This window comes from Winogradskyella undariae, assembly GCF_013285155.1.
GTDB classification, from domain to species: Bacteria; Bacteroidota; Bacteroidia; order Flavobacteriales; family Flavobacteriaceae; genus Winogradskyella; species Winogradskyella undariae.
In genome coordinates this window covers 105,494-117,956 of the sequence record NZ_JABTEL010000010.1, presented here as the reverse complement: position 1 = coordinate 117,956, position 12,463 = coordinate 105,494, and the positions used below count along the sequence as shown (strand labels likewise).

General features: G+C 31.0%; 11 protein-coding genes. 7 read left to right on the top strand and 4 right to left on the bottom strand.

Features of this window, described 5'->3' with window-relative positions:
- Positions 1-159: 159 nt before the first annotated feature.
- Positions 160-3,948, top strand: coding sequence for a T9SS type A sorting domain-containing protein (locus HSX10_RS13930; RefSeq protein ID WP_173588842.1), 3,789 nt, complete (start codon positions 160-162; stop codon positions 3,946-3,948).
- A 119-nt stretch (positions 3,949-4,067) separates the two neighbouring features.
- On the opposite strand, the gene HSX10_RS13925 is transcribed toward HSX10_RS13930, so the two are convergent.
- Positions 4,068-4,325 carry a hypothetical protein gene (locus HSX10_RS13925; protein ID WP_173588841.1) on the bottom strand — a complete coding sequence of 86 codons (258 nt, stop codon included), beginning with the start codon at positions 4,323-4,325 and terminating at the stop codon, positions 4,068-4,070.
- A gap of 380 nt (positions 4,326-4,705) precedes the next feature.
- Here HSX10_RS13925 and HSX10_RS13920 point away from each other — a divergent pair, with 380 nt between their 5' ends.
- The 5 genes from HSX10_RS13920 (at position 4,706) to HSX10_RS13900 (ending at position 9,956) form a co-directional block, all read left to right on the top strand.
- Positions 4,706-6,244: a YifB family Mg chelatase-like AAA ATPase gene (locus tag HSX10_RS13920; protein WP_173588840.1), complete on the top strand. Its 1,539-nt coding sequence runs from the start codon at positions 4,706-4,708 to the stop codon at positions 6,242-6,244.
- Positions 6,245-6,335: 91 nt separating this feature from the next.
- Complete coding sequence (locus tag HSX10_RS13915; protein WP_173588839.1) at positions 6,336-7,451, top strand: DUF2891 domain-containing protein; 1,116 nt, start codon at positions 6,336-6,338, stop codon at positions 7,449-7,451.
- A gap of 503 nt (positions 7,452-7,954) precedes the next feature.
- Entirely contained in the window at positions 7,955-8,464 is a 510-nt protein-coding gene (locus HSX10_RS13910; RefSeq protein ID WP_173588838.1) for a hypothetical protein, read from the top strand.
- Between the two features lie 8 nt (positions 8,465-8,472).
- Complete coding sequence (locus HSX10_RS13905; protein ID WP_173588837.1) at positions 8,473-9,174, top strand: hypothetical protein; 702 nt, start codon at positions 8,473-8,475, stop codon at positions 9,172-9,174.
- A gap of 35 nt (positions 9,175-9,209) precedes the next feature.
- On the top strand, positions 9,210-9,956 hold the full coding sequence (locus tag HSX10_RS13900; RefSeq protein ID WP_173588836.1) for a sensor histidine kinase: 747 nt from the start codon (positions 9,210-9,212) through the stop codon (positions 9,954-9,956).
- Here HSX10_RS13900 and HSX10_RS13895 read toward each other — a convergent pair.
- The 3 genes from HSX10_RS13895 to panB all read right to left on the bottom strand — a co-directional run bounded on the left by HSX10_RS13895 (position 9,953) and on the right by panB (position 11,963).
- Complete coding sequence (locus HSX10_RS13895) at positions 9,953-10,651, bottom strand: RluA family pseudouridine synthase (protein ID WP_173588835.1); 699 nt, start codon at positions 10,649-10,651, stop codon at positions 9,953-9,955. The two genes, HSX10_RS13900 and HSX10_RS13895, sit on opposite strands and share 4 nt — an antisense overlap.
- A gap of 39 nt (positions 10,652-10,690) precedes the next feature.
- A complete protein-coding gene (locus HSX10_RS13890; protein WP_173588834.1) occupies positions 10,691-11,041 on the bottom strand; it encodes a four helix bundle protein in 351 nt (116 codons plus the stop codon).
- Between the two features lie 103 nt (positions 11,042-11,144).
- Entirely contained in the window at positions 11,145-11,963 is an 819-nt protein-coding gene (panB, locus tag HSX10_RS13885) for a 3-methyl-2-oxobutanoate hydroxymethyltransferase (RefSeq protein WP_173588833.1), read from the bottom strand.
- 224 nt (positions 11,964-12,187) lie between these two features.
- On the opposite strand from panB, the gene HSX10_RS13880 reads away from it, so the two are divergent.
- Complete coding sequence (locus HSX10_RS13880) at positions 12,188-12,412, top strand: hypothetical protein (RefSeq protein ID WP_173588832.1); 225 nt, start codon at positions 12,188-12,190, stop codon at positions 12,410-12,412.
- Positions 12,413-12,463: the final 51 nt, after the last annotated feature.

The window sequence follows — 12,463 nt, the reverse complement described above, 5'->3', positions numbered from 1 at the left end:
GGGTTAAACAACATTCAAAATCTCTATTTAGAAAAGTAAAAGTATAGAGGATTTGTTGGTTCTATTGTTAAAGATGAATGTGTATTATAACGAGAAATATACTTAGGAGCTTACTATTAACTTCTTATAGTTTAGATTTGAATTCAACTTAACATAATTATGAATAGATATACACTATTATTAAGTCTTGCTCTTTTGTTTTTTAGCTTTAATATAAATGCGCAATGCCCAACAACTCAAGTAAATTTAAGTACTCAGGCAGATATAGAGGCGTTTATATTAAATTATCCTAATTGCTCTGATCTTCAATCTACTTTATCCATTCAAGGTTCAGGAGTTAGTGATATTTCAGGTCTGTCTTTCATAAATTCTGTTCAGGGAAACGTGTTACTCTATTATTTAGACAATTTGTTATCGTTAGAAGGGTTGCAAAATATTACAACAATTAGCGGTAAGCTAGATATTAAATCTTTAAATGCGTCTACAGATTTTTCTTCTTTGTCAAATGTTACAACAGTTGGTGGTAATCTTTCAATAAATAATTGTGATTCATTAACAGATATGACACCTTTTTCTAGTATAACAGATGTTGGAGGTGATTTTGAATTAAAAGATAATTCAAGCCTTGTTCATCTCGATGATTTGAATGATGTAATTATAGTTGGTGGTTTATTCCTTATAGATAATAACGACGCTATGACATCTATAAATGCTTTTAATTTTATGTCAAATGTCATCGAAGATATAAGTATTAAAAATAATAACTCATTACTAAGTGTAAATGCATTTAATGCTGTGGCTGGAGTTCAGGGCAGTGTTTCAATAACTAATAACACTGGTTTAACTGAGTTTGTTGGTGCAAATAATTTGTTAAACATTTCTAGCAATCTTACCATTAGTGGAAATGCGATATTGCAGTTAGATAATGCTTTTAATCAATTGTTATCGGTGTCTGGTAATGTATTAGTTTCAACTAATAATCAATTACAAGATATATCAGGTTTTAATAGTTTAAGTGAAGTGCAAGGTGATTTTACTGTGGACAACAATGATTCGTTAACTGAAATCTCAGGATTTAATGTTTTAGATAATGTAGGTGGTAATTTTGTTATTGATGAAAATATAATGCTTGCACAAGCATCTGGTTTTTATCAGTTGCAAACTATTCAAGGTGATTTTGCGATAACTTACAATGATAATTTCCAAGATTTTTCGGGTTTTCAAAATTTAAGTTTAATCAATGGAGAATTTGAAGCAAGATATAATGATAGTCTTATAAATTTTAATGGGCTTAATAGTTTAACACAGATTAATGATGCTCTAAGAATAGGGAGTAATTTGAGTTTAGAAAACCTTGATGGTCTTGAGAACCTAACTTCATTAGGTGGATATTTAGGTGTTTCTAATAATACTGTATTAACTAATGTTAATGCTTTAAATAATTTAGAAAGTATAGGAGGAGGTATTGGTATTGGTAGTTCTTACAATGATTCTGTAGATGTAATTTCCAGTTTACCTTTTGATAGTTTAACCTTAGTTGATGGTAATATAAATATTAATAGTAATGAAGGATTAACAAGTTTATCTGGTTTTAATGCGCTTACACAAATAGGAGGAATTTTGATTATAGAAGTTAACTCTGCTTTGGAGGAAATTTCAGGTTTTAATGCCTTAACAAGTATTCAGGACTCAAGTAGTAGTTACAGAAGTGTTGAAATACGTTATAATGCCAATCTTTCTTCTGTCTCTGGTTTTAATAGTCTATCAGAAATAAGTAATTCGCTAATAATTCTAACTAATGCCCAATTGCAGAGTGTTACAGGTTTTCAAAATTTAGAGAGTATCAGTAATTATTTAAATATTAATGAGAATGATGTACTTACAGATATTACAGGATTTTCTAATTTAACCACCATTACGGGTGATTTAAGATTAGGTGTTTATGATAACTCTGGGTATAATTCCATTGGTAACCCAATGTTAGCCAGTTTAGAAGGATTAGAAGGGTTAGAGGTTGTTACAGGTAATTTAAGTATTAGAGAGAATCATGGATTAATTAGTATTGATCATTTAACTAGTTTAACTAGTGTAGGTGGTGATATTGATATCGTTTTAAACTCTGTTCTTCAGGATGTTCAAGGTTTATCTTCTCTTGTTTCTGTTGGTGGTGATATTGAAATTAATGCCAATTATAATTTAGCATCACTTCAGGGTCTTAATGCTTTAACTACTGTAAGTGGTGATTTTAGGATTTATCATACGGCTTGTGATGATTTTTCTGGTTTAGAGAGTTTAACAAGTGTTGGCAATTATTTGGCTATTAGTAATAACGCTGTTACAACTTTAAATGGCTTAGAAAACTTAGACCAAGTAGACCGTATTTCTTTAGGAGGCAATGATAATCTTGTAGATATTTCTAGTTTATCTAATATTGATTACTTAAATCTGACAGATCTTTATATTCAAGGTAATCCTCAATTATCGGCTTGTAATATAGCTAGTATTTGTAATTATTTGAGTTTAGATAATGTGTCTTCAAGTATTAATGTGTTTAATGGTGTTGGATGTCAAAATGAAGAACAAATTTTGAATCTGTGTGCTACAGAGACGAATCAAATAAGTGGAATAATAACTTATGACGATGATAGTGATGGCTGTGATGCTGGAGATGTAAACTTACAATCTATTCAGGTCAATGCAGAAAGTAGTGATAGTTTATTTGGAACCTTTACTGACCAAGACGGAGCGTATTTGCTATATGTTTCAGAAGGAGAGTTTACATTAAATGCTGAGGTGAATTCTGAAATGTTTTCAACTTCACCTTCGAATCAAATTTTTGAGTTTAATAATTTGGGAAATCAAATAGAACAAAACTTATGTATAGCACCTATAGAGCTATTAAATAACCTTTCTGTAGCTATATACCCATCATTTGACGACCCAAGACCAGGTTTTAACACCAAGTACCAATTAGTTTACAACAACATTGGCTCAACACAATTAAGTGGTTTGGTATCGTTTGAGTTTGATAATTCAAAATTAAATTTTCTTAGCGCAAGTGAAACTATAGCATCACAAACAACAAACACATTAACATTCGATTTTACAGACCTAAATCCTTTTGAAACAAGAACCATAGATTTAGAGTTCAACGTTTTTGCTCCACCAACCACAAACATAGATGATGTGCTTGAAGCGATAGCAGTCATAAACCCAGTTTCAGGAGACGAAACAGAAGAAGATAATGTGTTCACTTTAGAGCAAACCGTTATAGGATCTTACGATCCAAACGACATTACAGTTTTAGAAGGAGAAGAAATTACGATTGAAGAATCAGATAAATATTTACATTATTTAATTCGTTTTCAAAATACAGGTACAGCAAGCGCTATTAATGTAAGAGTAGATAATGTTTTAGATAATAAATTAGATTGGACAACTATGCAGTTAGAAAGTTTAAGTCATTCTGGTCGCGTAGATATATCTAACGAAACAGACGTGAGTTTTATATTTGATAATATTAACTTAGCAGATAGCACTAATGATGAACCTAATTCTCATGGCTATATTGCTTATAAAATAAAGCCAATAAATAGTGTTGAGATTGGAGACGTTATCAGTGGAACTGCAGATATATTTTTCGATTTTAATCCTGCAATAATAACAAATACAGTAAATACAGTAATTGTAGAATCTTTAAGTATTGAAAACTATGAAATGCAAACCATTCAATTGTATCCAAACCCTACAAACAGTAAATTAGAAATTACATCCAATCAAATTATTGATAGACTATCTATTGTTGATGTTAATGGTAGAGTGTTGAGTGATATTGATATTTCAAATCTAGATTATAGCTTAGATGTTATAACTTTAGTTAAAGGTGTTTATTTCTTGGAAATACAATCTGGCGAATCAAAATCAATCAAAAAATTTATTAAGAATTAAGATGTGATGTAGTGTGTGTAGTGATACTTATTAGAGTGTAAAAAACTCATTTATAAAAAATAAAAAACCTTTCAAGATTCAGTTTTGAAAGGTTTTTCTGTTTTCCTCAGTTTGTAAAATTAATTACATTCTACTCTATAGACTTCTCTTGCTTCAATACCTACAAGAGGTACTGAATAATTAGTCTCTTCTTGGCAATCAACTGACTCTCGTTCAGTTTCTGTGTAATTGAGCAACCAGGTTCCTGTGTTCTCCTGTTGGTACTTAGCTTCAATGTAAGTGACTCGTTCACATCCACAGACTTCTTCATCTAAATCAGACTCAGTTGAGCATCCTAAAAAGAGTGCAAAACCTGATGTAAGACAGATAGTTAACATTGTTTTTAATTTTTTTTTCATCGTTCAGTAAATTTGGGATTACAAAAGTATATGATATTTAATATTTTCCTATGAAACGTATTAAAAATTCGATGAAATGCATAAAATAGTTTATTTATGAGTGTTTTTTCTTACATTTAATGTTGATAACTCTGCTTTTTAAACAGTTTATTTTTATTTTTTAATTATTTCATCTGAAAATAACACCTAATTTTATGATTTCTAAGGGAGTTAGGAGAGAAATAATGATGATTTTGATGCTTAATTTGAAAAATTGAATAAAAAAAACTTCAATAGAATAAATTAGTGCTTTCCAATTTAAATTTTGAAAAGCTTTTTTATTTCATTGATTTTCTTAATTTTAATAAAATGAGTCGTTTATGCTTAAAAAAGTTTTTGCAAGTGCTGTTTTTGGAGTAGAGGCTTCTACAATAACAGTTGAGGTTAATATTGATAAAGGAGTTGGTTATCATTTAGTAGGACTTCCAGATAATGCGATTAAAGAAAGTAATTATCGTATTGCGGCTGCGCTTCAGAATAATGGTTACCGAATTCCGGGTAAAAAGATCACCATTAATATGGCACCTGCTGATTTGCGTAAAGAAGGTTCTGCTTACGATTTAACCTTAGCTATCGGAATTTTAGCAGCATCTAATCAAATTAAGGCGGAAAACTTAGAGGATTACATCATTATGGGAGAACTATCCTTAGATGGAAGCTTACAGCCTTTCAAAGGTGCGCTGCCAATCGCGGTTAAGGCACGAGAGGAAGGATTTAAAGGAATTATATTACCAATTCAAAATTGCAAAGAAGCTGCTATAGTAGACAATATTAAAGTTTACGGTGTTGAGAATATCACTCAGGTGATTAATTACTTTGATAAAGGTGAGCCGCTAGAGCAAACTATAATTAACACACGAGAAGAGTTTTATAAAAATCTCGATTTTCCAGAATTTGATTTTGCAGATGTAAAGGGACAAGAATCTATAAAACGTTGTATGGAAATTGCAGCAGCAGGAGGTCATAATATTATTTTAATTGGTCCGCCAGGTTCTGGTAAAACCATGCTAGCAAAACGATTGCCTAGTATTTTGCCACCAATGACTTTGCATGAAGCTTTAGAAACAACTAAAATACATTCGGTTGTTGGTCGTGTTAAGTCACATGCCGGATTAATGGCTCAGCGTCCTTTTAGAAGTCCCCATCACACGATATCTAATGTCGCACTTGTTGGTGGCGGAAGTTACCCACAACCTGGTGAAATATCATTATCTCATAACGGAGTTTTGTTTTTAGATGAATTGCCTGAATTTAAACGTGAAGTTTTAGAGGTGATGCGTCAACCTTTAGAAGATCGAGAAGTGACGATCTCTAGAGCAAAGTTCACGGTGACTTATCCTTCATCTTTTATGTTGGTAGCGAGTATGAATCCAAGCCCGAGTGGTTATTTTAATGATCCTGACGCACCGGTAACATCATCACCTGCAGAAATGCAACGTTATTTAGGAAAGGTTTCTGGTCCGCTTTTAGATCGGATTGATATTCATATTGAGGTGACTCCTGTACCATTTGAAAAATTAGCTGATGAAAGAAATGGAGAGTCTTCGGTAGATATCCGTAAGCGTGTCACCAAAGCTAGAGAAAACCAAACGGAGCGTTTTAAAGAATTAGAAAACATCCATTACAATGCGCAAATGAACACAAAGCAAATCCGAAAATATTGTAAATTGGACGAAGCTTCAATGTTACTTTTGAAATCTGCCATGGAACGCTTAAATTTATCCGCTAGAGCTTACGATAGAATCTTGAAGGTTTCTAGGACAATAGCAGATTTAGAAGGCTCTGAAAATGTTTTAGGAGCACACATTAGTGAAGCTATTCAATATCGTAGTTTAGATCGCGAAGGTTGGTTAGGTTGATTTTAAATAACAACACTTAATAGGTTGTTATTTAGAATTATAATTAATTTTACTTAATCAAATAGTTTACGATAATAATTAAAAAATATAAATGAAAAAACAATACATTTTAATAGCTATAGTGCTAGCGTTTAGTTGTGGAAATAATGAAAAAGAGCAGGTAGTAGTTAAGGAGAGTTTTGCAGAAGTTGAGGTTGTTGATACGCCAGTTTTAAACCTTGAGCAAGCTAACCGATTAGCGCAATTACCATTACATTGTATGGATATAGAATATCCAAATAAGCTGAATCAGACGATTGGTAATGCTTCCGATTTAAAAACACCTAAGGAATTACATCCTGCTTTTTACGGGTGTTTCGATTGGCATTCTGCGGTTCATGGGCATTGGAGTTTGGTTTCGCTTTTAAAACAGTTTCCAGATTTAGAAAACAGAGCAGGAATCGAACAAAAATTACTTCAAAATATATCTAAAGAAAACATAGCGCAAGAGTTACTTTACTTTGATGGTGAATTTAATTCATCTTTTGAAAGAACTTACGGTTGGGCTTGGTTATTAAAATTAGCAGAAGAGTTACACACTTGGGATAATCAGGTAGGGCAGGAGTTGGAAGAGAATCTTCAGCCGTTAACAAATTTAATCGTAGCTAAATATTTAGAGTTTTTACCAAAGTTAAATTACCCAATTAGAGTTGGTGAGCACTCTAATACGGCATTTGGGTTAAGTTTTGCTTATGATTACGCTTTGATAGTTGAAAATTCAGAATTACAAATCTTAATTGAGAATAGAGCAAAGGATTTTTATGATGATGATCAAGACTGTCCGATAGAATGGGAGCCAAGCGGTTTTGATTTTTTATCGCCTTGTTTAGAGGAAGCTGCATTGATGAAACGTGTGTTATCTAATGAGGATTTTAAGGTTTGGATAAGTGATTTTATTCCAGAACTAATTCAAACTGATTTTGATATTGCTGTTGGTGAAGTTTCTGATCGGTCGGATGGAAAATTAGTGCACCTCGATGGTGTAAACTTTTCTAGAGCTTGGAGTCTTAATTACATTGCACAAGATTTACCAGAATACAAACATCTTCAAAATTTAGCCAATAAACATATCAATTATTCGCTGCCAAGCATCGTTGATGATAGTTACGAAGGTGGTCATTGGTTGGGGAGTTTTGCTATCTATGCTTTAAATTCTATAGAGAAATAATACTTTTATTTCTCTATGTTTTTTTTGTGTATTATTGTAGATGTTAGAAGTCAATTTTAAGTTCTACTTAAATACAGTTAGTATTAATCTTATAGTTTACATTGTTGTTGTAATATTTTGATAATTAAAACTTTAGTTAACCTCAATTGATTTTATTAATAGTGTATTTTTCAACTGTGATTTGTGTATTTTGTTTTAATATTAGATCCTATTTTATAAACGAGTATAATCGTTTTAATTGTGAGATTTTCAATTTGTTTTTTTGTTTAAAGTTGAGGCGATTTATAGAGTTGACTTTTTAATGATTTGAATGTTTGATATTGATAATTTATATAAAAATGATATTAATTTTAAATTTAGAAATTGAAGTTACTTAACTTAAATAGGAATTAATAAATTAGTAAAGAGTGAATATAAAAGAGTGAATATAAAAGAGTGAATACATTTTTTTATAAAATTAAATTAATACTTTTCAGCGACTTTAAATTGAAACAAACATTCTTATGAAGAATATTGGATTACTTATTATAGGTTTTGTTGTTGGTGCTTTGGTTGTATTTCTATACAACAGCAACAATCATAAGACAGAAAAACACACTGCTAGTAAGCCACCATCAGGTGTTATTTCACCAGATGAAATTAAGATGCTTAGTCAAGAATATAATGAACGTTACAAAATTATTAACGATTCCTTGTTTAAAGATTCTAAAACAGGAGATAACAGATCATCTTGGTATAAATTAGAAGACATAGAGAATTATTTAGCCTATGCAAAACAGCAGGCCATAGATAATGGAAATACACTAGATGGATTACGTTTGTATTTAGGTGCGCATCCAGATACGAATGAAGAAGAAGGTTTAACAACATTGTTTTTTGTGCCTACAGGCTACAATAACACTTCTGAAGGAGGTTTTATAGCTGTGCAAGGTGTAGGAAATGACTTAAGTGACTCTGATGGCTTAAATGCAGGTAAGAATGGGATGCCTCCAAAAGCAAATTATCCTCAATAATAAGTTTTATGGATGATTTTCTCAAAGAAAATTATGGTCTAATTACGTCTTTGGTAGAATTATTTGCCGTAATTGTAGGTGTAATTACTTATAAAGCATATAAATTCACACCAGTTAAATATATCATTTACTTTTTAGCATATGCATTTTTTGTAGATTTAATTGGCGGTTATCCAAGTTACCTAAAGGAGATAAATTATTTCCATCTCATTGAAGGTACTTTGATTGAAAGTAATTATTGGTGGTACACTTTATTTTGGTGGATTGGCTTAGCATTCATTATGGTTTTTGTTAATTATAAAGTTGTCAAAACAATTCGGTTTAAACTAATTCTGAAATATGGATTTTATATCTATTTGTTACAAGTTATATTATATATCATATTTAAATTTGAAAATTTATTTATTTCCGATAAATTTATAAGTATTGCTAGCTTATGGGTCGTGATTTTATCCATAATCATTTACTTTTTTGAGACCTTAGCGTCAGACAGGATTGTTTTGTTCTATAAATCCGTGTATTTTTACTTTAATGCTACTTTTTTTATTTGGATTCTAATAATTATCCCATTATTATTTTTTGAATTATATTTTATAGAAGACGATTGGGATTATGTACTTTTAAAATGGAAAATTCACTTATCATTAAACATTTTTCTTTATATGACGTTATCAGCTGCGTTACTATTTTGCAAGCCGAAGGCCCGATAATTAGTACTCAGGCAGAACGGAATTTAATAATATATATGATTATTGTACTAATCATTATATGCGCGTTAGTTATTCTCTTTTTTGTCTTTTACCAAAAACGGAAAAATCAGCTTTTATTAAGAAATGTAGAACAACAACAGCGGTTTGATGATGAGTTGTTAAAAACGCAACAAGAAATACAAGAAGAAACCTTAAAACATGTTGGTAGAGAATTGCATGATAACATTGGGCAAATGCTCGTTATGTCTACAATGCAAATGAATGCAGCTTTAACAGCTGTGAATAACGAAGCTAAGATTAAAGTTAATAATGCAGCAGACACTCTAAAAAGCACATTAGATGAAGTGAGAGCTTTGTCTAAGTCGTTAAATAGTGACATCATCTTTAATTTAGGTTTTGAAGCTACTTTGAAAAATGAAGTGGCGCGCTTAAATAAATCAGGGCTTATCGATTCTACTTTATCAATAACAGGTGAGAAGGTAAATTTTGAGAATAAAAAAGATGAAATTATCTTATTTAGGATTCTTCAAGAATTTTTTTCAAATACATTGAAATATGCTGAAGCTGAGCATCTAAACATTACTTTGTCTTACCAAGAACAATTATTAAGAATAAAAATAGAGGATGATGGTAATGGCTATGATATTGAATCTGTAGCAAAAAGCTCTGGATTAATTAATATGAAAAAAAGAGCAGAACTATTAAGTGCTAAATATAACTTAGAATCTCAAAAGCATAAAGGCACGACACTTACGTTGGAATATCCATACAGAACAACCTAAGTATTGCAGGCATTCCAAAGAGGGTCATTTGGTAATGGTGCGGTAATAAATACCTCTTCTTTTTTTACAGGATGTACAAAACGTAAGGTTCTAGCATGTAAACTTATACTAGCATCTCTATTGCTACGATCAAAACCGTACTTTAAATCTCCCTTTATTGAGCAACCAATTGATGCTAATTGCACACGGATTTGGTGATGCCTGCCAGTTTCTAAATCAACTTCTAAAAGATAAAAATTATCTAGAGTTTTGATGATTTTGTAATGAAGAATTGCTTTCTTACTGCCATCAACTTCTTTTATATATGCCGTAGATTTGTTGTTTTTCGGATTCTTTTTCAGCCAATGAATTAAGGTGTCGCTTGTTTTTGGCGGTTGTTCTTTAACTAAAGCCCAATAGGTCTTTTTCGCTGTTTTCTCCGCAAATAATTTATTAAGTCTAGGTAATGCTTTACTCGTTTTAGCAAACATTACAATACCTGTTGTTGGTCGGTCTAAACGGTGTACAACACCTAAATATACATTACCATCCTTATTATATTTATCTTTTAAATAAGACTTCACAACGTCGCTTAAAGGCTTGTCACCTGTTTTATCTCCTTGCACAATATCACCAGCTCGTTTGTTTACAATGATGATGTGGTTGTCTTCATGAAGAACTTGAAGATTATTTTTATTAGAAAGGATTTTAGACATATTAGATTTTTAGATTTTTAGATTACTCGATTTTTAGATTTAATTCAGGGTAGATTTAAATTTTGAAGTCATTTTTATAATAGAATTTAGCTCAAGTAAAAGTTTATCTAGTTCTTCTTTTGAAATAAAATTTAAATCAGAAGCAATTAATAATTGTGTTTCAACTTCATACGCAGAACCTAAAGTAATTTGAAGAAATCTGGAAAAATCTTTATTTGAATTTCTCGATGATCCTTCTGCTATATTAGAAGGGATAGATACAGATGCTCTTCTTAATTGATTGGTAAGACCGAATTTTTCAGATTCAGGAAATTTAGATGTTATACCATAAATAGAAGAACAAAATACTCTACTCTTTTTCCAAATTTCTAAGTCTTTAAAACGGTGCATAAAACTTTTTTTTGTTTTGAGAACTAGATATTTCAAATCATTAAATTTTTCAAGTTGTGATTAATCCAAGAATCTAGCAATCGAGTAATCTAACAATCTATAATTAGTATTGTTCATTATCATTAGGGAAATCTTCAGTTTTTACATCATCTGCATATTGAGAAATAGCCGTAGTCATTTCTTCATATAAATTTAAATAACGACGTAAAAAACGTGGCTGAAACTCATAAGTCATTCCTAACATGTCATGTAATACTAAAACTTGTCCGTCTACACCATTGCCAGCTCCGATACCGATAACAGGAATAGAAACACTTTCAGCTACTTCTTTAGCTAATGCAGCAGGGATTTTTTCTAATACAATAGCAAAACATCCTATTTTTTCTAGCATTAAAGCATCATGCTTTAATTGTTCAGCCTCTTGTTCTTCTTTTGCTCTAACTGTGTAAGTACCAAATTTGTATATAGATTGCGGTGTTAAACCTAAATGTCCCATTACCGGTATTCCAGCATGTAAAATACGCTTAATAGAGTCTTTTATTTCTTTACCACCTTCCATTTTAACAGCATGTCCTCCAGACTCTTTCATAATTCTAATAGCAGAGCGTAAAGCTTCTTTTGGATCACTTTGGTAACTACCAAAAGGTAAATCTACTACTACTAAACAACGATCAATAGCTCTAACAACAGATGACGCATGGTAAATCATTTGATCTAAAGTAATTGGTAAAGTCGTTTCGTGACCAGCCATAACATTACTTGCTGAGTCTCCAACTAAAATAACATCAATACCTGCACCATCAACAATTTTTGCCATGGTGTAATCGTAAGCAGTAAGCATAGATATTTTTTCACCTCTAGATTTCATATCTACAAGGCTTTTTACTGTAATTCTTTTGTATTCTTTTTTTGCTGTTGACATTGTGTTTTTATTAGTTTTTTGTAAAAGTAATAAAATAGTTAACTCAAGTCTATTTGCAGTAAAATTCATTTTATAAATTATTTTTTGGATTGTTAAAACTTTGTTAAATGCATACGTTTATATTAGTTAGTTAGTTTTAAAGAACTATTTCGTCTTCTTTATTAACCATTTAAAATCTAAATTATGAAAAAACTATTTTTGCATTAATTTGCGCATTAGGAGTCTTGTCATTTTCTTCTTCCAAAAATATAAATAATGACATTTTTGAATACGATTGTGATCAAAGTTACACGATAGATGGAGGTTTAAACTGCCCATTTAATGGTACATACCATGGTTGGTGTAGTGAAGCTGAGTTTGAACAATATGCTGAATCTGTTTACGATTCTGAAGGATGTGGAGATAGTATACCCAAGGAAAAGGTGGTTGTTATATCTACAGAGCCTTAATATATTTAATTAAAATAGCATAAATTTAAAAGACGAAATAGTTTAATTTTT